This is a genomic window from Pseudomonas lundensis, assembly GCF_015377145.2.
Classification (GTDB): Bacteria; Pseudomonadota; Gammaproteobacteria; order Pseudomonadales; family Pseudomonadaceae; genus Aquipseudomonas; species Aquipseudomonas lundensis.
This window is the reverse complement of the sequence record NZ_CP062158.2, coordinates 1,312,966-1,336,636: the sequence shown is the minus strand read 5'-3', so window position 1 is coordinate 1,336,636 and position 23,671 is coordinate 1,312,966. Positions and strand designations below refer to the sequence as shown.

Genomic DNA, 23,671 nt, shown 5'->3' with positions numbered 1-23,671 from the left:
ACTCCCATGCGCATCCTTCTGTTCAGCAGCCAGACCTACGACCGCGACAGTTTCACCGCTGCCGCGCAACACGACGACCTTGAGCTGCACTTCCAGCCCGCGCGCCTGAACCTCGACACCGTGGCCCTGGCCCATGACTACGAGGTGGTCTGCCCCTTCATCAATGACGACTTGAGCGCCCCGGTGCTGGAGCAACTGGCCCTTGGTAAAACACGCCTGATTGCCCTGCGTTCGGCCGGTTACAACCATGTCGACCTGCCCGCCGCCCGGCGCCTGGGCCTGAGCGTGGTGCGCGTACCGGCGTACTCACCCCATGCCGTGGCCGAGCACGCCGTGGCGCTGATTCTGGCGCTCAACCGTCGCCTGCACCGCGCCTACAACCGCACCCGTGAAGGCGATTTCACCCTGCACGGCCTGACCGGGTTTGATGTGGTGGGCAAGACTGTCGGGGTGGTCGGCACCGGGCAGATCGGCGCCACCTTCGGCAAAATCATGGCGGGCTTCGGTTGCAAACTGCTGTGTTTCGACCCTTACCCCAACCCGGCCCTGCTGGCGCTGGGCGCCGAATACGTCAGCCTGCCCGAGCTGATCGCGGGCTCGCACATCATCAGCCTGCACTGCCCGCTGACCGCCGAAAACAAGCACATGATCAACAGCCAAAGCCTGGCCACCCTTCAACACGGCGCCATGCTGATCAACACCGGGCGCGGGGCGCTGGTGCACACGCCCTCCCTGATCGAAGCCCTGAAAAGCGGGCAACTGGGGTACTTGGGGCTGGACGTGTATGAAGAAGAAGCCCAACTGTTCTTCGAGGACCGTTCCGACCTGCCCTTGCAAGACGATGTGCTGGCACGCCTGCTCACGTTTCCCAACGTCATCATCACGGCGCATCAGGCGTTCCTGACCCACGAAGCCCTCAGCGCGATTGCCGCCACCACATTGGAGAACATCGCGGCCTGGAAAGCCGGATCGCCCCACAACCTGATCGAAGGTTAAGCGGCCACGCCTCGTGGATTGGCGTCTGCGTGCTAGCATAGCGGCCTATTTGGAGGACCCATGGTCGAACACGATTTCCGCTACAACCTGCTTAGTCCGCAGCACACCCTGATCGAATGCCGCTCCTTGGCGGCAGGCCTTTATCAAGTCACCGGCAACGGTGGCTCGATTCAGAACGGTGACGTGCTGGTGGTCACCCTCAAGGGCAGCAAAGACCTGGCCATGCGCCTGACCGTCGAAAAAGTCCGTCACCTGATCAACCCTCGCGGCCAGTGGGTGGCCGTCGCCAAAGGCCCGGTGTTTGGCGAGTTGTCGATTCACGCGTGGCAGGTCAACTGCGACGGCTGCGCCAAAGAACTGAAGTTCGAATTCGCCGTCGACGCGAAGTTGGGCGCCAAGGCGCAAAAACCGGCCGCCAGCGCGCGCATTGCCGAATTGGGCTGGCGCACCGAAGGCAGCAAGCACCTGTGCCCAACCTGCCAACAAAAGGAAGCGGCATGAAGCGTTTGACCCTGATGGCCCTGCTCGGCGCCAGCCTGATGGGCTGCGCGGGTGACCCGGTGAAATTGCAACAGAACCACACGTACGTGCTGGAGTGGATCGGCGAACGTCCGCTGATCGACAACAGCCACCTGACCGTCACCCTGGACGATGCCGGTCGTGCCTATGGCAGCGGCGGCTGCAACCACTGGTTCGCGCCGTACACGCTGGACGGCCAACGCCTGACCTTCGGCGGCGTCGGCAGCACCCGCAAGGCGTGCGCGCCCGCGCTGATGGAGCAGGAGCACCGCTTCTTTGAAGCGCTGCAAACCGTGGAACGCTGGGATATCTCGCCCATTGAGCAAGTGCGTTTCTGGCCTGCCGAAGGCAAGCCGTTGCGCCTGTGGCCCGAAGAAAGCTGATCTCGCGTCACCGGTAGCCGCAGCCCGGGGCGGCGGCTACCGCGGTTAATGACCGCGCAGTTCCTTGATCTTGGCCATCACCCCTGCGGCTGTCTGTTCACCCATCAACTGCGCCTGCACCTTGCCCTTCTCGTCGAGGATGTAGGTTACCGGCAGCGCTTCACTGCGCGGCAGATCAAAGACCTCAGCCGGGTCCTGAGCCAGCACGGTGAAGGTGATCCCCAGCGCAGTCGCCGCATCGCTCAGCTCCTTGCCTTGCAAACCGTCGAAATTCACCCCGAACACCCCCACGGACTGCCCTTGCAGCTGTTTTTCCAGCGCATTGAGTTCCGGGATCTCCACACGGCACGGCCCGCACCATTCGGCCCAGTAGTTGATGACTTTCCACTGTTTGTCCAGGCGCTCGGACGCCACTTTCTGGCCGTGCTGGTCAACCCCGTAATCATTGCCGCACCCTGCCAGCGCTAAGGTGGCAGTGAGGGCTGCGAGCGCCATGAGTCGCTTAAACATGCGTTGATCCTTCTCGATAAAGACACACAAACAATCGGGGGACGGCGGCCAATTACCGCACACGGTTCAGGCGCGGCCGTCAGGCGGGTAGAATAGCCGCCACCTTACCCAAGATGCGACCCGCACATGACCGATCTGACGCTTTATCACAACCCGCGCTGCTCGAAATCGCGCGGTGCGCTCGAACTCCTCGAAGCCCGTGGCCTGTCGCCTAACGTGGTGCGCTACCTCGAAACACCACCCACCGCCGCCCAACTGACCGACCTGCTGACCAAACTGAAAATCAGCGCGCGCCAGCTGTTGCGCACCGGCGAAGACGAATACAAAACCCTGAATCTGGCCGACAGCAGCCTCAGCGACGCGCAGTTGATCGATGCCATGGCCGCGCACCCCAAGCTGATCGAACGCCCGATTCTGGTGGCGGGCGACCGCGCAATCATCGGGCGACCGCCTGAAAACGTGCTGGAGATCCTGTCGTGAGCACCCCTTACATTTTGGTTCTGTATTACAGCCGTAACGGCTCGACAAGCGACATGGCGCGGCATATCGCGCGCGGGATAGAACAAGGCGGCATGGAAGCGCGCTTGCGCACGGTGCCAGCCGTCTCCACCGAATGCGAAGCCGTTGCCCCGGCGATTCCGACTGAAGGCGCGATGTACGCCAGCCTCGATGACCTCAAGCACTGCTCAGGGCTGGCGCTGGGCAGCCCGACCCGCTTCGGCAACATGGCCGCGCCCCTGAAGTACTTTCTCGATGGCACCAGCAATTTGTGGCTGACCGGCGCACTGGTGGGCAAGCCTGCAGGCGTGTTCACCTCCACCGCCAGCCTGCACGGCGGTCAGGAAACCACCCTGCTGTCGATGCTGCTGCCGCTGATGCACCACGGCATGCTGGTCACCGGCCTGCCTTACAGCGAGTCGGCGTTGTTGCAGACCACCGCAGGCGGCACGCCCTACGGGCCTAGCCACCACGCCGGGGCCGACGGCAAACGCGGGCTGGACGAACACGAAATCGCCCTGTGCCGCGCCCTCGGCCAGCGCCTGGCCAGCATCGCGTTGAAACTGGAGACGCCCCGTGGCTAAAAAGCCCAAAGTGTTGCCCTCCATCGAATGGCTACAGCCTCGCGTGCGCTTGATGCGCCTCTTGAGCCTGGTGTGTTTCTTCGGTTTTATCGGCTTGCTGTGCGTGTATTACCTGATGTTCGCCGACTTGCACGGCGCACGCCCGTGGGTGATTTTGCTGATCGAGCTGGTGCCGCTGATGTTCCTGGTGCCGGGCATGCTGATCGGCAATCCGCGCGGCCATTCCTTCACCTGTTATGTGATCAATCTGTACCTGATCAAAGGCGCCCTGGCGGCGTTCGACCCCAATCGGCAAGTGTTCGGATTGCTGGAAATCGCCGGGAGCGTGGCGGTGTTTGTCAGTGCGATGCTGTTTGTGCGCTGGCGCCATCAGCTGGATCGACGGCTGGCGGGAGAGTAATCCGCCACCGTGCGTCGATCCGGCCGATGGTGGTCAATGATTGACGGTCAGTGCCAGCATCTGTGACAGCTGGCACATCGGCCGCCCGCTCTCGGCGTGCCACTGATTGAACGCATTTTGCACAATCGCCAGATCCCGCAGGCTGGTGGGCGCCTTGTCCACCAGCTTCTGCGCATTCAATGCGGCTACCACATCATCGCTGGGCACGAACGTGTCTTTACCGACCATCCGCAAAAACCGTGGTGCCGAAAGGCCGCCCAACTGATGCCCGTGTTTGGCCAGGTACTTCCACAGCCCGACAATGTCGGTCACCGGCCAATCAGCGATGAAGGCACCGAAACTGCCGTGTTCGTGAGCGATGTCGAGCACCATTTGCGCATTGCGCGGCACGCTTTTGAGCTTGCCCAAATGGCGAATGATCCGCGCATCCTGCATCAGCCGCTCCAGGTGTTCGGCGCCCATGAGCACCACTTTTTCCGGGTCAAAACCGAAAAACACCTCTTCAAACACCGGCCACTTTGCGTCAACCACGCTGTGCTTGAGCCCGGCGCGAAAGACCCGCAGGGCCAGGGTCGAGAGATAACGATCATCGGGGATCGCCCGCAATTGCGCGGCCGTTCGCGGCACGGGCAACCGGGCTTCGAGCGCGGCTGCCGAACCAAAGCGGTTCAAGCAATATTCGTGCAGCCATTTGTAATCGCGCATGCCCTCTCCTCTTGGCAAATAGGGTGTCACTGGGGGATCTGAGCCCTGCCCAGGCCTAGAGGTTCAGCAAATTAACAAAGCGCGGCGTAGCCGTTTCGTCGATTTTCAGGCTGGCGAAGTCGAACAGGTTGCGATCGGCCAACTGTGACGGGATCACATTCTGCAAGCTGCGGAAGATGCTCTCGGTGCGCCCCGGCGTCTTGCGGTCCCATTCTTGAAGCATGTCCTTGACCACTTGGCGTTGCAGGTTTTCCTGCGAGCCGCACAGGTTGCACGGGATGATCGGGAACTGCTGCAAATCCGAGTACGCCTGGATGTCTTTCTCGTTGCAGTACGCCAGCGGACGGATCACCACGTTGCGCCCGTCGTCGGACAGCAGCTTGGGCGGCATCGCCTTGAGGGTGCCGTTGAAGAACATATTGAGGAAGAACGTCTCGACGATGTCGTCGCGGTGATGCCCCAATGCCATCTTGGTCGCACCGATTTCATCGGCAAAGGTGTAGAGCGTGCCGCGCCGCAAGCGCGAGCACAGGGAACAGGTGGTCTTGCCTTCCGGGATCAGTTCCTTGACCACCGAGTAGGTGTCTTTCTCAACGATGTGGTACTCAACGCCCAGGGCCTTGAGGTAGGCCGGCAACACCTCTTCCGGGAAGCCCGGCTGCTTCTGGTCCATGTTCACGGCAACGATTTCAAAGCTGATCGGCGCCACTTTCTGCAAGTGCAACAGCACGTCGAGCAGGGTGTAACTGTCTTTGCCGCCCGACAGGCAGACCATCACCTTGTCGCCATCTTCAATCATGTTGAAATCGGCAACGGCCTCACCGGTCAATCGGCGCAGGCGTTTCTGGAGTTTAATTTGAGAGACCGAGAGAGTGCCCATAGCGCTTCAATTCCGCGAGTTAAGACAAAAAGGCGGCGATTTTACCCTTAAAGCGCCCGCACACGAACCCCCTGTGGCCGCCCTTAAGACGTCTCGGCAATTACGCCAGGGACTGACAGCACAATATGCTCTAACGCCCCGGCGTCATTAACCACGGGGTTTCCTATACTGCGACATAAGGCCGCAAGCCCTGCTTGAACCTCACATTATCTGGCTGCGCGACCGGCACGCGTCCCACTGGGGGCGATGCGTTTTATTACAGGAGCGACAGCCATGATCCATCACGTTGTGGGCCTCTTTACCCACCCCGATCAAGAGTGGCGGCAAATACGCGGCGATGCCGAAGAAAGCATCAGCCACATGTACCTCACCCATACCCTGATCCTGGCCGCGATCCCGGCCATTTCCGCGTTTATTGGCACCACCCAGGTCGGCTGGGTCATTGGCAGCCGGGCACCGGTCATGCTCACCACAGAAAGCGCCCTGTGGATGACGGTCATGTCCTACCTGTCGATGCTGGTGGGGGTCGGGGTGATGGGCGCATTCATTCACTGGATGGCACGCACCTACGATGCCCAACCCAGCCTGGCGCGGTGTGTCGCGTTCGCCACGTACACCGCCACGCCGCTGTTTATTGGCGGGTTGGCGGCGCTGTACCCGCACATGTGGCTGGGCATGGCCGTGGGCACGGCGGCGATTTGCTACACCGTGTATTTGCTGTATGTCGGCCTGCCGACCTTCATGAACATCGACCCCGATGAAGGCTTTCTATTTTCGAGTTCGGTGCTGGCCGTCGGTTTGGTGGTGCTGGTCGCGATCATGGCATTTACCGTGATCGTATGGGGGTTGGGCGTCGGCCCGGTCTACACCAACTGACGGGGGCATCCTGTAGCCGCCTCCTGCGCTAGCGGCTACAGGATTAACAGCCGGGTGAACCGCTCGGCACTTTGACCCTTCGCCCGCTTCAGGCTTGCGGCATAATCGCGGGCTCTGGAGAACCGAACCGCATGCCCGAGCTGCTCAATTCCCGCGTCGAAGACTGTTTCAACCTTGCCGAAGCGTTTTTCAAGCGCCCTTTCAAGCGCCCCGTGGTCAGCTTCAAGCTGCGCGGCCAGAAGGCCGGTGTGGCGCACCTGCATGAAAACCTGTTGCGCTTCAATCCACAGCTGTACCGCGAAAACCGCGACGACTTCCTCAAACAAACCGTGGCCCACGAAGTCGCGCACCTGATCGCCCATCAACTGTTTGGCGACCGCATCGCGGCCCATGGTGAAGAGTGGCAACTAATCATGCGCGGGGTGTACGAACTGCCGCCCAATCGTTGCCATACGTATGACATCAAACGCCGCAGCGTGACCCGTTACATCTATCGCTGCCCCTGCCCGGACAGCGACTTCCCGTTCACCGCCCAACGCCACGGGCTGGTCAATAAAGGCCGCCGCTACCTGTGCCGCAAATGCCGGAACACGCTGCTGTTCACGGGCCAGACCCGAATTGAATAAACGGGTACAAAAAATGGGGGGAAGGTTCACCGACGCATCTCCGAATATTGGATAACACAAGAAGCGGACCAGCGCTGGAGAGGTGTTGATTCAAAAACAGCACAAACCGTTCTGTACGAAAAGTAATGTCGTAAACACCGTCTAGCACAGGCCAGCGAAACCATTGCCGCGTAACTGCCAGTACGTCGATCGGCAGCGCTTGCGGGGTGTGGGTCCACAACCGGTCCTGGTCGATGTCGTAGGCGCCGGTGTAACTCGGTTGGGCCAGCAGGCGCATCGGTTGGTGGCGTAGAGTCTGGGCCACGGGGACGAAGGTGCCGGGGTCGTAGAGGTAGTGGACGGTTTTGCCGCTCGCGCCGTCGGCCTGTGCGGGGCTGCTTTCCCAGGCGAGGGTGTCGCCGTCCCAACCGAATAAGGTGAAGCCGCACCCCAGTTCCCGCTGTTTGCGCGCCTGTTCGTTGCGGTTCCACTGCGAGCCGGCTTCGCTTCGGTTTAGGTGGTGGGCGTTGGAGTGTTTGTACAGACGACGGCCCAGCGGGTCGTAGGCGTAGTCGACGCGCAGTTGGCTGTTTTCAAAGCGCACCAGGCGGTCGAACAGGTCCCAGTGCAGGCGGCTTTGCTGGCCGTTGTGCCAGCGGCGGATCTGGTTGCCGCGTTCGTCGTAGTCGTAGTGGCTGCCGGCGTATTCGCGCAGCAGGTTGTCCATCAGGGTGTTGCGTTTGGGGTCGTGGTCCAGTGGGCGTTGGACCTGGTGGTTTTTTTCATCCAGCAGGTTGCTGGCCGGGTCGAAGGCGAAGGCGAAGGTTTCGACGCCCAGGCGGCTGGTGGCGTTGAGCAGTCGGCCGACCGGATCGTAGCGATAGGACAGCGGCCCACGGCGGCTGTCGTGGATGTGGGTCAGTTGGCCTGCGGCATAGTATTTATAGTCGCGTCTGAGGAGGTTGTTTTGAGTTGATTTTTTAAAGAGCAGTTTTGCCGTACAACTGCTTACGGCACTTTTCGGGCCACTGGCAATCAGCGCGGCGCCGCACGCGATTTTCATCTCGTCGAGGACAACGACAATCCCGTCAACTGCGTAAGTAGCGCTGCCCTCGGTAATCGGGAAGATTCCCTTGCACAATGGGCAACTGGCTTTGTGGCCGACCCGGCAATGGGCTTGCCGTTTAGGTCGGTCTGGGAAAAAGCTTCCAGAACGACGCCACCGAGGGTGCTGTCTTCGCCTTAGCGGATGATGTCTTTATTTTTTACGAACTGCTCAATATCATCTAGGGCATCGCTTGCTCGCCCGGATAAATCCTGGTCTTTACTAAGCTTTATCAATAAAGGGATTGTGATATTTTTATCAATTGTTCCATGTATTCTGGCAACATGTCCCAAACAGGCAATTGCAAGTCCCTTTATGTTCAAACTCTTGTCTGAATATATTAATTCATGGCATTTTTCCTGGACCCACCTAGGCTCATCAATATTAAATACAGCGTACATTAGAGCCTCTATAATCTCCTGCTCATTGTCGGATTTTAATAAGCTCTCCAGTTCTGTTAAAGAGAGTTTATTCGGAATATTCATTTCTTTATTCTCCCTTTGGTAGTTGTTTTTTTGGATTTTCTAAGCGCATTTTGCTGATCACTATGAAGCTCGCACCAACACCGTACATGCCCATGAAATTCCTCATCCCCGTTCGGTAGTGTCTGGGTCTTATCAAGAACCACTAATTCATTCTTTGCCGTATCTACTCCTACTCTTCTAGGAGAGGTTTCTTTAACTTGAACAGAATTGTCTAAAGCCGCCTGCCCATTTGAAGGTGCCCGGCTCTTTACGCGTTATCAGCTGGTCCATGGTACGGGGCATCTTTATAAATACGCGCCAACCCCAGCGGATCAATCCACCCCGTTGGATTCGGCGCATACGCATACAGATTCAGCCCACCCGCATAACTAATCGGATCCTTACTGACAAACCGGCCGACCCGTGGATCATAGTACCTATACCGATTGTAGTGCAGCCCTGTTTCGTGATCGTGGTACTGCCCCTGAAACCTGATCGGGTTGGTCAGGCCTTGGCGTTGTGCCCATTCGGAGCGTTGCTCTTTGACTTTTCCCCACGCTTTGTACTGCGCGCTCCAGGCGATTTGGCCGGTGGGGTCGGTCAGTTCTTGTGGCGTGCCCAAGTGGTCGCACTGGTACCAGGCCAGTACGTCAATCGGCAGCGCTTGCGGGGTGTGGGTCCACAGCGGGTCTTGGTCAATGTCGTAGGCACCGGTTTAACTCGGTTGGGCCAACAGGCGCATCGGTTGGTGGCGCATTGTCTGGGCAGGGCTACTTTCCCAGGCGAGGGTGTTGCCGTAGAGGGTCATAACTCAACGCTATTAACTTACGAAAAACTTTATGACTCTATCTCGAACTCATCGTCTCTAATTTTAAGTGCAACTTCCAAAGGCCCCAAATAAAAAAAACCCCATTCCACATCATCAAACTCACCTACGGGCTTCAGTATAAAACCATTAGAACTCGCCACACGACAAATAAAACTCAAATCACTTACAACCTCCCCAGACCACCCTCCTTTCAATAATCTATCAACATCACACCCTTTTGGAAAGCAAGCAAAATATGAACAACACTCATTCAAAATAATATTTATCACAGAGCTTGCTGAAGACAAAGTCAAAGCAGCCGCTCCGTAAAACTTTATACCATCTCCCCCTTCAACTATAAACTCTTTAAAGTCATTACCACACAACACCTCTAACCCTCTCAGCTTCAGCGCACCCCACAACCTTCTATAACGAGTTATACGAGTATCAGGCTGCCAAGCACTGGCACCTAACAATAACCAAACATCATAATCGGGTAATCTTTCTTGAAGCATCTTGTAGAGGCCCTTAAAAACTTGCAAGAGGGCGCTTTCCCCACGCACTTTTACCAACCAACTTATTACTGATAGCTTACATCCACCTTCCTCGACCGACCGACCCAGATGAATTACATCATTATCTGAAAAAGCGTCTTTAGCAATTGTCACTGCAACCTTAGTAGTCATAGTGGAAACCTGATTCATCATTAAAGTGAGCACCTCTATTCTGTGGGTTTCCTGTGCCAAAATCGTGTCTGCCTGAATCATCTCTAACTCTTACTTTTTTAATCCCCCCGCCTGGCGCAGCGACTTCAAATTCATAAATTTTTCCTGGCTGTCGATTGCCACGTTTATCCACGTTATGAATTACCCTACTTGGCTGTTGACTTGTCGGAATTCCTGACTGGCGCTTAGCTTCATTAAACGCTCCCCGACGACCAGCCCCTTCGGGCGTCATATTCTTAAGGAGCTGAATTTATTACTTCACTATCACTAATACAACGCGCCAACCCAACGGATCAACCCATTCCACCGGATTAGGCGCATACACATACAGATTCAACCCACCCGCATAACTGATCGGGTCTTTGCTGACAAACCGCCCGATCCGTGGATCATAGTACCTATACAGATTGTAGTGCAGCCCAGTTTCGTGATCGTGGTATTGGTCTACAAAACCAGATCGGATTATTCAATCCTGCACGCCACGCCTATTAGCCTCGCTCGCATGCAGCTACTGCCAGCCTCAGGTTTTTAAGCGTACTGTGGAAATAATTATAGACAGGGTCCGTAGGCGGAAGCTGATTCCCATTACTCAAAAACACCTCTACCCCCTTATCAATAGCTTTAATTAATATACAAAAATCACACACCCCTAATAGCTCATTTTCTCCCCATACGACCCCCCCTTCCTTTGAAGTTCGAAGACTAACGAAAAAGACGAATCCACACCGACAAATTCGTATTTCCTGCCAACCCTCAGGCTTAACAAAGTATCGACCAAGGATACAACCGACAAATAAACCATCATCAACAGCCTAGGACTGCCTTTTGAAGATATTTCTTTTCCCCCAGTTGAAAACCCCATACCTCCCAAATCAAAACCTGTCACTTTTCCAGTGTCGTTTCTGCAAACTGAAAACTCAAACATTATCTACTCTCTCCTGACAGGAAATACTGTGATAGTTCGATTGCCATGATGCACTTCCCCCCTGACTTACAAGCGCAAGTCAGGCTTTACTTAAAGGGTTACTTGGAACAGCAAAGATCCTGACAATATCTTCGTCGCTAGCCGAATCATAAAATCTGCTCTCATAAAAATCAAACACTCTTTCTAGCTGACAATTTGAAAAGTGCAACCTGACCAACTTCATTTCTTGCGACAATACATCACAATCCTTACTCTTTAATTTATTTAAAAAACCAATCGAACCGGGCTCTGGATAAACAAAAATCTTAGGTATTATTACCCCCTGTTCTTCAAAAACCTCGAAATCCGTAAACGTCACAGCTATAAACATGTCACGCCCACAACTCGCCCGAGATTGCAATCTAATCGTATTCACGAGAAAGGCGGACAATCCGACTAAAAAATCAGACACACCTTCACTAGTCATACTTTTTTTCAGAAAGCTTAATCGACTATACCTTGAGACTAATGGTATCTCTTCAAAACCCTCATAATCTGAAAAAAATATATCAATATCATTATAGGGCTCCTTGCTGATTATTTTATTATAAAGATCTGCAAGCTTCACTTTGTAGGGATACTCCATCCATGACTATTTAACCAGTCGATTGTTTTCCGTGAAAAACTAACTTTTCCTTTGCCTTTATCATGAATAGTGCCGTCAAGATTATAGCCTGGCCCGCACTTACAGTGCGCATGCCACTGACTACTAGGAACACTCTCCTCTGGCTCATCAATACGGGTAATATCTCCTGGCGCCTGGTCTTTGTTCACTTTCGATTGCGCCTGTTTAGGCGTCCCCCCTACACCCACTCTTTTTTTAGCAAGCCCCAGCGGATCAACCCACCCCGTTGGATTAGGCGCATACGCATACAGGTTCAACCCACCCGCATAGCTGATCGGGTCTTTGCTGACAAATCGTCCGACCCGTGGATCATAGTACCTATACCGATTGTAGTGCAGCCCTGTTTCGTGATCGTGGTACTGCCCCTGAAACCTGATCGGGTTGGTCAGGCCTTTCTGCCGCGCCCAGTCCGAGCGTTGTTCTTTGACTTCTCCCCACGCTTTGTACTGCGCGCTCCAGACGATTTAGCCGGTGGGGTCGGTGAGTTCTTGTGGCGTGCCCAAGTGGTCGCACTGGTACCAGGCCAGTACGTCAATCGGCAGCGCTTGCGGGGTGTGGGTCCACAGCGGGTCTTGGTCGATGTCGTAGGCGCCGGTGTAACTCGGTTGGGCCAGCAGGCGCATCGGTTGGTGGCGCAGGGCCTGGGCCACGGGGACGAAGGTGCCGGGTTCGTAGAGGTAATGGACGGTTTTGCCGCTCGCGCCGTCGGCCTGCGCGGGGCTGCTTTCCCAGGCGAGGGTGTCGCCGTCCCAGCCGAATAACGTGAAGCCGCACCCCAGTTCCCGCTGTTTGCGCGCCTGTTCGTTGCGGTTCCACTGCGAGCCGGCTTCGCTTCGGTTTAGGTGGTGGGCGTTGGAGTGTTTGTACAGACGCCGCCCCAGCGGGTCATAGGCGTAGTCGACGCTCAGTTGGCTGTTTTCAAAGCGCACCAGGCGGTCGAACAGGTCCCAGTGCAGACGGCTGTGCTGGCCGTTGTGCCAACAGTGATATCAATCCATATCGGCTAAGTCTTTTAAAGAACGTTTTGTAGTTCACGGTTGACTGCGCTTTACATGGCTACTGGCAATCCGTGCGGCGCCATACGCTGTTTTCATTCCAACTAGCTCAACAGCAACTCCATTAACAGAGTAGGCACTGCTGCCCCCCCGCCATCGAGAAACTACCTGTACAGCGGGTAGCTGAATTTATGGCCGACTCCGACAATGGGTTTGCACTTCAGGTCGGTCCCGATAAAAGCGTTAAGTGCGACTTTTCCGGGGGTGATGGAGTCGCGCAAACAGATGATGTCTTTCATTGCCACTTAACGCCTCTAAATTTCGCATACTAAAAATATAAAGCACTCTATACATTATTCAGATAGCCTTACGGCGCTCCCATTTTTCTTCACTATTACGCCAGACATTCACTCCATCAATCTTAGGAATTCCGCCTTCCACATTCAAAATGTATTGGTAACGCTGACTAATACCTTTCTTTCTTTTAGTTTCAACCGTCCATTCCGCACCGGAACTATTCACACTATCAATTAAAACCGCCTGATCATATTCAGATGGCCGCCCAGTACCTAAGGTTTCGAGTCGAGCAGCACCAATAGTATTCAAGCTTTTCGCACTAAGATTTTCAGAGAATATTTCAAGCAACCGTGCTTTCGCATCAGCATCAGCACGGCATCTGTATTCAGTATTATGTTTGTATTGGTCGCTTTTTTTTGCAGCATGAAAGCCAGCCTCCCACACAACCATCTGATTTATGAATGTTTGAACTCTCTCTGCAGGTGACATTGATTTCATCTCCGTTTCAACAGTTGCAAGAACATGGATTAAGAAATATCCGAGACTCAGTATTTCCGTCAACTCGGGCTTGGTACAGAATTGAATGAGGTCGGGTTGATCCTTCATCGTATTGCGGGACCACACGAACAATTACGTTACTGCCGCGTCTCACTGATTCTGCGATGTCACCTTCGAAGTCACGAAATTCTCCACGATTGACGCTAGGAGCCTGTGGAAAAATATTACTTTTGCCACCACTTCCACCAAGTCGATTTCCTATTGCATGGCCCGCATCATCGCCTTCACAGCCTAAATTTCGAGCGAATATTCGTGAACTCGAATTTGTACTTGTTCCTTTACCTAAATCTTCAGTACGTATTTTTGCTGTTGCACTTTTCAAAGAGCCATTTTCGTTGTGACGATATTTTGCACGTAAGTTTGAACCACGAAGACCCAGCGGATCAACCCACCCCACCGGATTCGGCGCATACGCATATAGATTCAGCCCACCCGCATAGCTGATCGGGTCTTTGCTGACAAACCGCCCCAACCCGTGGATCATAGTACCTATACCGATTGTAGTGCAGCCCTGTTTCGTGATCGTGGTATTGCCCCTGAAACCTGATCGGGTTGGTCAGGCCTTGGCGTTGTGCCCAGTCCGAGCGTTGTTCTATGACTTCTTCCCCGCTTTGTACTGCGGGCTCCAGGCGATTTGGCCGGTGTGGTCGGTCAGTTCTTGTGGCGTGCCCAAGTGGTCGCACTGGTACCAGGCCAGCAGGTCAATAGGCAGCGCTTACGGGGTGTGACTCCACAGCGGGTCTTGGTCGATGTCGTAGGCGCCGAATAACTAACTCGTCAGCAAATTTCGTCCACTGCCCAATTCTCCAATCAAAGCCAACTTAAAATCTCTTTACCGCTGACCAAACTACATTTTTCGAAGGACAAAATTCCACGCCCTTAAATCACCCTCCCGACGCCTTAAATACCTCAGAACAAATCAGTGTATCGCTATCCTTATATATTTAAAAAGATCTGGCCCCGACTCACCAGGAAGAACAAGTCTCTTAAAGCTAACAGGCCTGCCACTATCCTCCACAAAAAAAGAAGACAGATCCGCATTCTCTCTTGAGTCCAACTCTTCAAATAAAAACGGCATTTTACTTTTTCGAAGATATGCATTCACCCCACCTGAAACCACTTTAACTCTTGAGGTATCAACAATCAATACGCTAATCTTGCGCCACAAAGCAAAAAAAACTAATGACTTGCAATATATCAAAACCTTAAATCACCAAACATGTCAAATTCATAATTTCTATCTTTAGAAATAAGCACCATCCCACCAAAAATAGGAATGCGCGAAGTGACTCTACCTCTTTCTACATATCATGGGAAAAAGCTCATACTCGACATTATCAGCCGTGCAATAGTATTTATCATACAAAGCGGAATTTAAAATTCCAAACGCACAGCCTGAATCTTCGCTTTATGAAAGCAAGTAAAAATTTATTCAAGCCTCAAAAGATCATTCATCTAACTCGACGCGAAGTCATACCTTTCGCCAATAGAGCCTCTCTTGATGTAGATTGAATAACTGATATTTGTACCCCCGGCAAAGCCTCATCAAGGTTCGCTTTGTAAGGTGACTCTAAAAGGAAGTTTCAGGTACTAAAAAGAGACACATGAAATCACTACTGAAGTGACAGCCATTTTGCAAAACGCCATCTTTCTCATCTCGGATTTCGATATTTAATTTCTAAGCAAGGTATCCGTGAAACAGAGTAATATTATTTTTGACACCGACCGGATTGTAGCGACTCACAACAGTTACATCGACCCGGTCAACTGCTCTGTATGGACAGGAGCTACGTTGAGCTCCTTGTAGCGCCCTCAGTCATCAGGGTGCGTATTTTAATCAGTTCTTTTTCAAGAATTTTCATGTCGGGTGGTATTTTTTTTGCTGCTTTAGATTTCAACCATGCGGCTTCTTTATGCTTGAGAAGCTCTATCCCCTCATCAGTAAAATCATTTCTATAGTAATGGCGATCGATTAAATTACCATCATTATCAAAAGCTGTTACTGTAAGTAATCCATTATCGAAAAAAAAACGCCTAAGAGCCGTAAGCATGCGCCTCACAATAACTTGCGACTCAAGATCAGGAACTATATTTCCGTTCTCATCCATTATTTTATAAGCCGCCACTATGGACTCTACAGTCCCCCACACTGAATAATTGTGGTTCATTTCAAGGTATCCTCACGATTTCAGAAACGCCATTCACTGGAATTAAATCTCGAGTTGTTCTATCACGTATAAATACCCCTCCCTCTGTGTGAATATTGATTTCCTTCTCTATTTGTTTCGTTTTATCGGCGGTCGGACTGGTCACCTCAAAGGTCTGCGCCTTACCATCCTCGATAACGACTGTATCAACACGACGCCTTTCTTCTGAAATAGGATCCTTAACAGACTTCCCAGATGCGTCACGTAGATAACACTCACATTGGATTGTCGCGTCAGGGTACTTCTCCCTTATCCTTGCATTAAATTCTTGATGGCGACGATCCCCCTCAACTGCGTTTTTGATTCGCGCCAACCCCAACGCATCAACCCACCCCACCGGATTAGGCGCATACGCATATAGATTCAGCCCACCCGCATAGCTGATCGGGTCTTTGCTGATAAAGCGTCCGACCCGTGGATCATAGTACCTATACCGATTGTAGTGCAGCCCTGTTTCATGATCGTGGTATTGCCCCTGAAACCTGATCGGGTTGGTCAGGCCTTTCTGCCGCGCCCAGTCCGAGCGTTGTTCTATGACTTCGCCCCATGCTTTGTACTGAGCGCTCCAGGCGATTTGGCCGGTGGGGTCGGTGAGTTCTTGTGGCGTGCCCAAGTGGTCGCACTGGTACCAGGCCAGTACGTCAATCGGTAGCGCTTGCGGGGTGTGGGTCCATAGCGGGTCTTGGTCGATGTCGTAGGCACCGGTGTAACTCGGTTGGGCCAGCAGGCGCATCGGTTGGTGGCGCAGGGCCTGGGCCACGGGGACGAAGGTGCCGGGTTCGTAGAGGTAGTGGACGGTTTTGCCACTGGCGCCATCGGCTTGGGCGGGGCTGCTTTCCCAAGCGAGGGTGTCGCCGTCCCAGCCGAATAACGTGAAGCCGCACCCCAGTTCGCGCTGTTTGCGCGCCTGTTCGTTACGGTTCCACTGCGAGCCGGCTTCGCTTCGGTTTAGGTGGTGGGCGTTGGAGTGTTTGTAGAGACGTCTTCCCAGCGGGTCGTAGGCGTAGTCGACGCTCAGTTGGTTGTTTTCAAAGCGCACCAACCGGTCGAACAAGTCCCAGTGCATACGGCTGAGCTGGCCGTTGTGCAGGCGCTGGATCTGGTTGCCTCGTTCGTCGTATTCGTAGTGAGTGCCGGCGTATTCGCGCAGCAGGTTGTCCATCAGTTTGTTGCGCTTGGGGTTTTGCTCCAGCGGTCGTTGTATTTGCTGGGTTTTCTCGTCCAGCAGGTTGCTCGCCGGGTCGAAGGCGAAGGTTTCGACGCCCAGGCGGCTGGTGGCGTTGAGCAGTCGGCCAACCGGGTCGTAGCGGTAGGACAGCGGCCCACGGCGGCTGTCGTGGATGTGGGTCAGTTGGCCTGCGGCATCGTATTTATAGTCGCGTCTGAGGAGGTTGTTTTGAGTTGATTTTTTAAAGAACAGTTTTGCCGTACAACTGCTTACGGCACTTTTCGGGCCACTGGTAATCAGCGCGGCGCCGCACGCGATTTTCATCTCGTCGAGGGCAACGACAATCCCGTCAACTGCGTAAGTAGCGCTGCCCTCGGTAATCGGGAAGATTCCCTTGCACAATGGGCAACTGGCTTTGTGGCCGACCCGGCAATGGGCTTGCCGTTTAGGTCGGTCTGGGAAAAAGCTTCCAGAACGACGCCACCGTGGGTGCTCTCTTCGCCTTAGCGGATGATGTCTTTATTTTTTACGAACTGCTCAATATCATCTAGGGCATCGCTTGCTCGCCCGGATAAATTATGGTCTTTACTAAGCTTTATCAATAAAGGGATTGTGATATTTTTATCAATTGTTCCATGTATTCTGGCAACATGTCCTAAACAGGTAATTGCAAGCCCCTTTATATTCAAACTCTTGTCTGAATATATTAATTCATGGCATTTTTCCTGGATCCACCTAGGTTCATCAATATTAAATACAGCGTACATGAGAGCCTCTATAAGCTCCTGCTCATTGTCGGATTTCAATAAGCTCTCCAGCTCTGTTAAAGAGAGTTTATTCGGAATATTCATTTTTTGATTTTTCCTTTGGTAGTTGTTTTTTTGGATTTTCTGAGCGCATTTTGCTGGTCACTATGAAGGTCGCACCAACACCGTACATGCCCATGAAATTCCTCATCCCCGTTCGGTAGTGTCTGGGTCTTATCAAGAACCACTAATTCATTCTTTGCCGTATCTACTCCTACTCTTCTAGGAGAGGTTTCTTTAACTTGAACAGAATTGTCTAAAGCCGCCTGCCCATTTGAAGGTGCCCGGCTCTTTACTGCGTTATCAGCTGGTCCATGGTACGGGGCATCTTTATAAATACGCGCCAACCCCAGCGGATCAACCCATTCCACCGGATTAGGCGAATACACATACAGATTCAACCCACCCGCATAGCTGATCGGGTTGGTCAGGCATTCGCGCCGTGCCCATTCCGAGCGCTGTTTTTTTTACTTCACTCCAGGCTTTGTACTGCGCACTCCAGGCCATTTGGCCATTGTGATCGGTCAGTTCTTGCGGGGTGCCGAGGTGATCGCACTGGTACCAGGCCAGTACATCGATCGGGTTCGCTTTGGTTTGGAAGGTCTACGGCGGTTTTTTTATCTATATTTTAACCACCTGTGTAAACTGGCTAATTATCAAATTCGCTCATGGCGCACATCCTAATTTCTTCTATTTTTGTAATTGTAGGCAGCGCTACTAGCAACATCGGAATCAAAGTCATTCAAGAGTTTCTTAATGATCCCAATTGGTGTTTTCTTATTGGCAGCAATTGCTATTCGCACAGTACTATCTGGGTCATTTGATAGTTTTTCAAATAACTCAACAGTCAGCTTTCGCTTGGAAGCTACAAATTGACGTACCCCGGTATCGAATTTGCATAGTTCTTCAAGAATTTCTATCGGAACGGTTTTGTTATGAGCTACCCATTTTCTGTGATTCGGATATTTTTTAATTATATCTCGCCAAATAGAAATATCAGCTTCATCCATGGCTGCTCGGTCGTACTCGCTTTTTATAGGGCTCTCTCGTAGCTTTACGAATTCTTCGGCAGAGTAAATCATTTGGCGTCCTTGCATTTAAGCGATTTAAAGTTAATTATCTTCCCAACGTTGCTTTTGTGCTTACTCATATAGTCACCATACACGTCAGCGTCAGCAATCCAATCGCCGTTTTTATCATAGAGTTTCCATGCGCTCTCGCCGTGACCAGTTTTATCCTCTGACCACCATTGTTTAGTCACTGGATCTCGCTGATATTTCACTTGGCCAACACCACCAACATGTCCTTCACAAAGTCGATCATAGCGGTTAACTTCCCATTTTTTTCTACATGGGCATTTAGAATTTTGATTGCGCTTCTCTGACGTTGGTTTGCGTCCTGCATCAACAGGAAACTTCGTCAACCCCAACGGATCCGTCCATTCTATGGGATTCGGCGCATACACATAAAGATTCAACCCACCCGCATAGCTGATCGGGTCTTTGCTGATAAAGCGTCCGACCCGTGGATCATAGTACCTATACCGATTGTAGTGCAGCCCTGTTTCGTGATCGTGGTATTGCCCCTGAAACCTGATCGGGTTGGTCAGGCCTTGGCGTTGTGCCCAGTCCGAGCGTTGTTCTTTGACTTCTCCCCAGGCTTTGCAGTGCGCACTCCACGCCATTTGGCCGTTGTGGTCAGTCAGTTCCTGCGGGGTGCCGAGGTGGTCGCACTGGTACCAGGCCAGTACCTCGATCGGGTTGGCTTTGATTTCGTAGGTCCACAGCGGGTCTTGGTCGATGTCGTAGGCGCCGGTGTAACTCGGTTGGGCCAGCAGGCGCATCGGTTGGTGGCGCAGGGCCTGGGCCACGGGGACGAAGGTGCCGGGTTCGTAGAGGTAGTGGACGGTTTTGCCGCTCGCGCCGTCGGCCTGCGCGGGGCTGCTTTCCCAGGCCAGGGTGTCGCCGTCCCAGCCGAATAAGGTGAAGCCGCACCCCAGTTCCCGCTGTTTGCGGGCCTGTTCGTTGCGGTTCCACTGCGAGCCGGCTTCGCTTCGGTTTAGGTGGTGGGCGTTGGAGTGTTTGTAGAGACGACGGCCCAGCGGGTCGTAGGCGTAGTCGACGCGCAGTTGGCTGTTTTCAAAGCGCACCAGACGGTCGAACAGGTCCCAGTGCAGGCGGCTTTGCTGGCCGTTGTGCCAGCGGCGGATCTGGTTGCCGCGTTCGTCGTAGTCGTAGTGGCTGCCGGCGTATTCGCGCAGCAGGTTGTCCATCAGGGTGTTGCGTTTGGGGTCGTGGTCCAGTGGACGTTGGACCTGTTGGTTTTTTTCATCCAGCAGGTTGCTGGCCGGGTCGAAGGCGAAGGTTTCAACGCCCAGGCGGCTGGTGGCGTTGAGCAGTCGGCCCACCGGGTCGTAGCGGTAGGACAGCGGCCCACGGCGGCTGTCGTGGATGTCGGTCAGTTGGCTGGCCGCGTCGTACTGATAGGTGCGTTTGAGCAGGGTGGTTTTGTCGTCGCTGCGGCCCAGCAGTTGTTCTTGCAGGCGCCCGGCCGGGTCCCATTGTTGGGTCTGCAGCAGGTGGTTGCCCTGGTGGCGGGCGACTTCGCGGTGCAGGTCGTCGCGTTCGTAGCCGATCAGTTCGTGTTCGTCGAGGCGCAGGCCCAGCAGGTGGCCGCTGCCGTAGGTCAGCCAGCTGACTGTGTGGCCGTCCGGGCGGGTGGTAGCGATGCGTTGGTTGAGCACGTCGTATTCGTGCTGCCACACGGCGACCACCGGGGTTTGCAAACTCAGGTAGTGCTGGTGTTCGCGCAGCAGGTTGCCCGCCGGGTCGTGGAACCATTGCAGGCGGCTGTCGGCGTTGCTGGCCATGACCAAATTGCCGTTGCCGTCGTAGGCGAAGGTTTCGGTTTGGGTGGTGCCGCCCAGGCGTGCGGTGCGCTCGATGAGGCGGCCGGTGGGGTCGAACTCGACCTGGGTGGTGCGCTGGCCGTCGACGGTGCTGGCCAGGCGCCCGGTTGATTCGTCGTACGCGTACAGGGTGCTGCGTCCGTCAAAACCGGTCTCTTTGAGTAAGCGGCCGACCGGGTCGTAATGAAAGGTCGCCTGTTGCCGGTTTTCGTTTTCCAGCGCGAGCAGTTGCCCGAGGCGGTCCCAGCGGTAGCGCAGGGTCTGTTCGGCGGCGTCGATACGTTCGTCGATCAAACCGGCGGCGGTGTAGCTCCAGGTGGTGCAGCGGTTGAGGCCATCGGTGTGGGCCAGCAGTCGGCCTTCGGCGTCGCGGCTGAAGCGTTCTTCGGTGTTGTCCGGGTGGGTGATCAGGATCAGTTGCCCGGACTTGTATTCGTACTCGGTTTTGTTGCCCGCCGCATCGGTGAAGCAGACCATCTGGCCGAGGTCGTTGTACTCCCAAACGCTGGTTTTGCCGGAGCAGTCGGTGTACTCGATAAGTTGCCCGGCATCGTTGTAAGCGAGGGCTTTTTCGTTGCCGTTGGCGTCTTTGATGGCGCTCGGCAAGCCCGCTGCGGTGTAGGCGTATTCGGTTGTGTTGCCCAACGGGTCGACGGCTTCGATCAGGTTGCCCTGATCGTCGTAGTCACGCAGCCATAGGCCACCTTCGGCGTCGCTGATTTTGATCAGTTGGTCATGATCGTCGTAGGCGTAGTGCATGACGCTGTGGTCGGCGCGGGTATGTTCGAGCAGGTTGCTGCGATCGTCGTAGGCGTAGCGGTCGGTGCTGCCGTCGGGATGCACGTGGCGCACGATGTTTTTCGCGTCGTCACGGAACAGCCATTCCGAGCGCCCGTCGGCATGGCGGATGCGGTAGGTGTAGCCGAGGATGTCGTAGTAGTGCCAGGTCTCGTGGCCGTGGGCGTCGGTGACGTAGGTCAGACGGATGTTTTCGTCCCACTCCAGGCGCGTGTCGAAGCTGCCGTCGTCGGCCCATTCACGGACTGCTTTCGCGTCCGGGCCGGTGCCTTGCCACTGCAGATTCATGCCGCGATTCGTGCGGTCGGTGTAGCGGGTGATCAGGTGGTGCTGGTATTGGTAGCTCCACGCTGCGCCGTTTTCGTCCTGGGCGTTGATCAGGTCGCCGTGGGCATCGTAGTAATAAGCCGCCAGTTGGCGCACCGGCACGCTGTCGCGGATTTCCCACAGGCCTGTGAGGCGCCCGTGTTCGTCCATCATCGTGCCCAGGTGTAAATGGACGTTGTCGAGGTCGCCCTGGTAGGTGATGAGGTCGGACAATACCGGTTGGTCAGCGTGGCGGTATTCGTGGTGCAGCATGACGCCTGCGCCGTTGCGCAGTTCGATTTGCGCGAGCAGGAAGCAGTCGCCGTGGCGCACGTAGCTTTCCTTGCGCTCAAAGCCACGGCACAGCAACAAGGTGTTTTCCGTGACGCGCACCAGCGTCAGGTTTTCGATGGCGTCGTAGTGCGCCTGGCCGACGGGTTTGAGTGCGTATTTATGCTCACGGCCGTCAGAATCGTGGAACACCAGCCCCTTGTCGTGCAGGTCAAAGCGGGTGGTGAATTCGGTGATCCAGCGCGCGCCCAGGGCGCCTTGGTCGTAGGCACTCAGGCGTGAGTAATAGGTGCGTGTCCAGTCAATCGGGAACGGGCCGGGCAAGCTGAAGTCGGTGTGGCTGAACGTTTCCGCCCCTAAAGAGAAAAGGATGCTGTTACAAGACCCAACGCATGGACCATTTTTCACCGGGTTGGCCGTATTTTGGGCAGGCACCTCTTTTTTCCGGACTTCCAGCTCACCTTTTCCCTGTGTGTAGCGGGCTTTGCTCGTCGTCCCCGTTTTGATGCTACTGCTCAGTGCGTGCGGGTTGCGCGAACGCCATAACTGAACAGCTTTGTTGAGCACGACCAAAAGCGATCCGATGGATCCCTTAAGGGCTGGGTCGTTAAGTTTTCTGAGCTGGACGCGCAGCTCGGGCGCCATCGCTATCAAATGCTCAGTCTGCTCGTACACCCGCTTTTTGGCCTGAGCAGGCATCAGAAGTTTGGCCGCCGAGTTGGCCACGCTGGTGCCCGCAGCGACCTGAACATCCCGCAAAGCGCCATAGACATTCGTGAAGATGTGAAACGGGTTGCGCTTGAGCTGCTCGGTGTTGATGGACGTGATGTGTTGCTGCGCGCTGGCAAGACGCCCCTTCACGTCCATGTCACCGTCTACCAGCGCCCTCATTCCTTTGGCGAGGTCCAACACAAGCTCTTCGCCCACCCCCCCTGCCTGCTCCAGCAAATCCGGTAGCTGGCTTTGGGCAATGGTCAGAAAGTGTTCAAGCCGGCCCACTATCGTTGCATTCAGGTGCCCAACCATGACTTCAATCAATGCATCGCCGAGCACTATCTTGCCGGTATGGGCAAGCTCACTACGGGCCAAAGACAAGATTGAGCGCAAGCTCACGCGCGCCGCGGTGGTGCCTGGAAAAGGGGCAACACACACCAGATTGATGCCCAGACTGACCCAGTCGAGCGGGTCGCTGCCACCGTTTTTAATCAGACTCACAATGTCGCCAATGGCATCAGCAAGCGCCATGACATTGCCAACGACCGGAACCAAGCCTGCAACGTGTTGCAGTCGTTCAAGGGTAACCGCCCCGCCGCTGATGTCTTGCAGCCAGGCATCAATGGCGGAAACGTCGCGCCCGACATCTTCGATCTGAACTTCATTGAGCGGAACAATGGCAACTTGGGGCGCACGGGTGTGAGCAACGGCATTTCCAGGGGTCATGAAAGCCTCTCACCCGTCAGCAGGCTGACCAGCTCCAGATCAAAAACAAACGGCCTGTTCAAGGCCTCGCGGCCCTTGAAGGCCACGACCTGAACGTCCGCACCCGCAAGGGTGAGCGTGAAATGGGGCTGATCCGCCGGTAAAAACATCCTGACTCCTCATGCAGTGCTGCAGGCGTGCGTCGCAAAAAAGAGGCGACGAAAACCCATCATTCCGGGGTTAAACCTGCGCACCGACCCTCAAGGCGCCC

The 23,671-nt window shown here is 54.6% G+C and carries 25 protein-coding genes and 7 pseudogenes; 8 read left to right on the top strand and 24 right to left on the bottom strand.

The window, feature by feature from the left end; translation table 11 throughout:
* The first annotated feature begins 6 nt into the window (after window positions 1–6).
* The 3 genes from IF654_RS06530 to IF654_RS06520 are packed head-to-tail and all read left to right on the top strand — an operon-like array spanning window position 7 to window position 1,898.
* Window positions 7–996 (top strand): 2-hydroxyacid dehydrogenase, encoded by a 990-nt coding sequence (locus IF654_RS06530; protein ID WP_047276415.1) that lies wholly within the window; start codon window positions 7–9, stop codon window positions 994–996.
* Between the two features lie 60 nt (window positions 997–1,056).
* The gene (locus IF654_RS06525) at window positions 1,057–1,497 is read left to right on the top strand and encodes a hypothetical protein (protein WP_047276417.1); all 441 of its coding nucleotides are present in this window, start codon (window positions 1,057–1,059) and stop codon (window positions 1,495–1,497) included.
* Entirely contained in the window at window positions 1,494–1,898 is a 405-nt protein-coding gene (locus IF654_RS06520; RefSeq protein ID WP_047276419.1) for an META domain-containing protein, read from the top strand. Before IF654_RS06525 ends, IF654_RS06520 begins: the two co-directional genes overlap by 4 nt.
* A 45-nt stretch (window positions 1,899–1,943) precedes the next feature.
* Here the strand turns inward: IF654_RS06520 and IF654_RS06515 are convergent, their stop codons facing one another.
* Window positions 1,944–2,408, bottom strand: a complete 465-nt coding sequence (locus IF654_RS06515; protein WP_095010256.1) for a TlpA family protein disulfide reductase — start codon at window positions 2,406–2,408, stop codon at window positions 1,944–1,946.
* 126 nt (window positions 2,409–2,534) lie between these two features.
* Between IF654_RS06515 and arsC the strand changes: the two genes are divergently transcribed.
* The 3 genes from arsC to IF654_RS06500 are packed head-to-tail and all read left to right on the top strand — an operon-like array spanning window position 2,535 to window position 3,890.
* Complete coding sequence (arsC, locus tag IF654_RS06510) at window positions 2,535–2,888, top strand: arsenate reductase (glutaredoxin) (RefSeq protein WP_047282879.1); 354 nt, start codon at window positions 2,535–2,537, stop codon at window positions 2,886–2,888.
* The gene (gene wrbA, locus IF654_RS06505) at window positions 2,885–3,490 is read left to right on the top strand and encodes an NAD(P)H:quinone oxidoreductase (protein ID WP_194862650.1); all 606 of its coding nucleotides are present in this window, start codon (window positions 2,885–2,887) and stop codon (window positions 3,488–3,490) included. The genes arsC and wrbA overlap by 4 nt, the downstream gene beginning before the upstream one ends.
* Window positions 3,483–3,890: a DUF2069 domain-containing protein gene (locus IF654_RS06500; RefSeq protein ID WP_047276427.1), complete on the top strand. Its 408-nt coding sequence runs from the start codon at window positions 3,483–3,485 to the stop codon at window positions 3,888–3,890. Before wrbA ends, IF654_RS06500 begins: the two co-directional genes overlap by 8 nt.
* 33 nt (window positions 3,891–3,923) lie before the next feature.
* On the opposite strand, the gene IF654_RS06495 is transcribed toward IF654_RS06500, so the two are convergent.
* Both IF654_RS06495 and ttcA read right to left on the bottom strand, forming a co-directional pair.
* Window positions 3,924–4,595: a DNA-3-methyladenine glycosylase I gene (locus IF654_RS06495; protein ID WP_047276429.1), complete on the bottom strand. Its 672-nt coding sequence runs from the start codon at window positions 4,593–4,595 to the stop codon at window positions 3,924–3,926.
* 55 nt (window positions 4,596–4,650) lie between these two features.
* On the bottom strand, window positions 4,651–5,475 hold the full coding sequence (gene ttcA, locus IF654_RS06490) for a tRNA 2-thiocytidine(32) synthetase TtcA (RefSeq protein WP_047276431.1): 825 nt from the start codon (window positions 5,473–5,475) through the stop codon (window positions 4,651–4,653).
* 273 nt (window positions 5,476–5,748) lie between these two features.
* On the opposite strand from ttcA, the gene IF654_RS06485 reads away from it, so the two are divergent.
* Complete coding sequence (locus IF654_RS06485; protein WP_047276433.1) at window positions 5,749–6,351, top strand: Yip1 family protein; 603 nt, start codon at window positions 5,749–5,751, stop codon at window positions 6,349–6,351.
* A gap of 131 nt (window positions 6,352–6,482) precedes the next feature.
* Window positions 6,483–6,977 (top strand): SprT family zinc-dependent metalloprotease, encoded by a 495-nt coding sequence (locus IF654_RS06480; RefSeq protein WP_047277434.1) that lies wholly within the window; start codon window positions 6,483–6,485, stop codon window positions 6,975–6,977.
* Here the strand turns inward: IF654_RS06480 and IF654_RS23390 are convergent.
* The 21 genes and pseudogenes from IF654_RS23390 to IF654_RS06390 all read right to left on the bottom strand — a co-directional run bounded on the left by IF654_RS23390 (window position 6,952) and on the right by IF654_RS06390 (window position 23,570).
* Window positions 6,952–7,878: a hypothetical protein gene (locus IF654_RS23390; RefSeq protein ID WP_463894169.1), complete on the bottom strand. Its 927-nt coding sequence runs from the start codon at window positions 7,876–7,878 to the stop codon at window positions 6,952–6,954. The two genes, IF654_RS06480 and IF654_RS23390, sit on opposite strands and share 26 nt — an antisense overlap.
* An 81-nt stretch (window positions 7,879–7,959) precedes the next feature.
* Window positions 7,960–8,168: pseudogene (locus IF654_RS22860) on the bottom strand (PAAR domain-containing protein); the annotation flags it as partial.
* Window positions 8,169–8,198: 30 nt separating this feature from the next.
* Window positions 8,199–8,546, bottom strand: coding sequence for a hypothetical protein (locus IF654_RS06470; RefSeq protein WP_194862917.1), 348 nt, complete (start codon window positions 8,544–8,546; stop codon window positions 8,199–8,201).
* A 292-nt stretch (window positions 8,547–8,838) separates the two neighbouring features.
* Window positions 8,839–9,330 (bottom strand): annotated as a pseudogene (locus tag IF654_RS06465) (RHS repeat-associated core domain-containing protein); the annotation flags it as partial.
* Window positions 9,331–9,362: 32 nt separating this feature from the next.
* The gene (locus IF654_RS06460) at window positions 9,363–10,100 is read right to left on the bottom strand and encodes a hypothetical protein (protein WP_047282180.1); all 738 of its coding nucleotides are present in this window, start codon (window positions 10,098–10,100) and stop codon (window positions 9,363–9,365) included.
* Window positions 10,009–10,290, bottom strand: coding sequence for an HNH/endonuclease VII fold putative polymorphic toxin (locus IF654_RS23245; protein ID WP_194862651.1), 282 nt, complete (start codon window positions 10,288–10,290; stop codon window positions 10,009–10,011). The genes IF654_RS06460 and IF654_RS23245 overlap by 92 nt, the downstream gene beginning before the upstream one ends.
* A gap of 51 nt (window positions 10,291–10,341) precedes the next feature.
* Window positions 10,342–10,531, bottom strand: a pseudogene (locus IF654_RS23240) (RHS repeat-associated core domain-containing protein); the annotation flags it as partial.
* Window positions 10,532–11,062: 531 nt separating this feature from the next.
* Entirely contained in the window at window positions 11,063–11,590 is a 528-nt protein-coding gene (locus IF654_RS06445) for an Imm15 family immunity protein (RefSeq protein WP_230683764.1), read from the bottom strand.
* Window positions 11,591–11,832: 242 nt separating this feature from the next.
* Window positions 11,833–12,633 (bottom strand): annotated as a pseudogene (locus tag IF654_RS06440) (RHS repeat-associated core domain-containing protein); the annotation flags it as partial.
* Between the two features lie 366 nt (window positions 12,634–12,999).
* A complete protein-coding gene (locus IF654_RS06435; RefSeq protein ID WP_047274956.1) occupies window positions 13,000–13,545 on the bottom strand; it encodes an NTF2 fold immunity protein in 546 nt (181 codons plus the stop codon).
* A complete protein-coding gene (locus IF654_RS22855; RefSeq protein WP_286675663.1) occupies window positions 13,445–13,990 on the bottom strand; it encodes a DNA/RNA non-specific endonuclease in 546 nt (181 codons plus the stop codon). Before IF654_RS22855 ends, IF654_RS06435 begins: the two co-directional genes overlap by 101 nt.
* Window positions 13,881–14,126, bottom strand: a complete 246-nt coding sequence (locus IF654_RS22850; RefSeq protein WP_286675662.1) for an RHS repeat-associated core domain-containing protein — start codon at window positions 14,124–14,126, stop codon at window positions 13,881–13,883. Before IF654_RS22850 ends, IF654_RS22855 begins: the two co-directional genes overlap by 110 nt.
* Entirely contained in the window at window positions 14,090–14,170 is an 81-nt protein-coding gene (locus IF654_RS23185; protein ID WP_252190530.1) for an RHS domain-containing protein, read from the bottom strand. The genes IF654_RS22850 and IF654_RS23185 overlap by 37 nt, the downstream gene beginning before the upstream one ends.
* 1,114 nt (window positions 14,171–15,284) lie before the next feature.
* Window positions 15,285–15,665, bottom strand: a complete 381-nt coding sequence (locus IF654_RS06425; RefSeq protein ID WP_047274958.1) for a hypothetical protein — start codon at window positions 15,663–15,665, stop codon at window positions 15,285–15,287.
* Between the two features lies 1 nt (window position 15,666).
* Window positions 15,667–17,103: pseudogene (locus tag IF654_RS06420) on the bottom strand (RHS repeat-associated core domain-containing protein); the annotation flags it as partial.
* Between the two features lie 33 nt (window positions 17,104–17,136).
* Window positions 17,137–17,345: pseudogene (locus tag IF654_RS22845) on the bottom strand (PAAR domain-containing protein); the annotation flags it as partial.
* A gap of 30 nt (window positions 17,346–17,375) precedes the next feature.
* Window positions 17,376–17,723, bottom strand: coding sequence for a hypothetical protein (locus IF654_RS06415; RefSeq protein ID WP_047296774.1), 348 nt, complete (start codon window positions 17,721–17,723; stop codon window positions 17,376–17,378).
* A 296-nt stretch (window positions 17,724–18,019) separates the two neighbouring features.
* Window positions 18,020–18,266: pseudogene (locus IF654_RS23235) on the bottom strand (RHS domain-containing protein); the annotation flags it as partial.
* 92 nt (window positions 18,267–18,358) lie between these two features.
* Window positions 18,359–18,760 (bottom strand): hypothetical protein, encoded by a 402-nt coding sequence (locus tag IF654_RS06400; RefSeq protein ID WP_047296775.1) that lies wholly within the window; start codon window positions 18,758–18,760, stop codon window positions 18,359–18,361.
* The gene (locus IF654_RS06395) at window positions 18,757–23,421 is read right to left on the bottom strand and encodes an RHS repeat-associated core domain-containing protein (RefSeq protein ID WP_194862653.1); all 4,665 of its coding nucleotides are present in this window, start codon (window positions 23,419–23,421) and stop codon (window positions 18,757–18,759) included. The genes IF654_RS06400 and IF654_RS06395 overlap by 4 nt, the downstream gene beginning before the upstream one ends.
* Complete coding sequence (locus IF654_RS06390) at window positions 23,418–23,570, bottom strand: hypothetical protein (protein WP_194862654.1); 153 nt, start codon at window positions 23,568–23,570, stop codon at window positions 23,418–23,420. Before IF654_RS06390 ends, IF654_RS06395 begins: the two co-directional genes overlap by 4 nt.
* Between the last annotated feature and the right edge of the window lie 101 nt (window positions 23,571–23,671).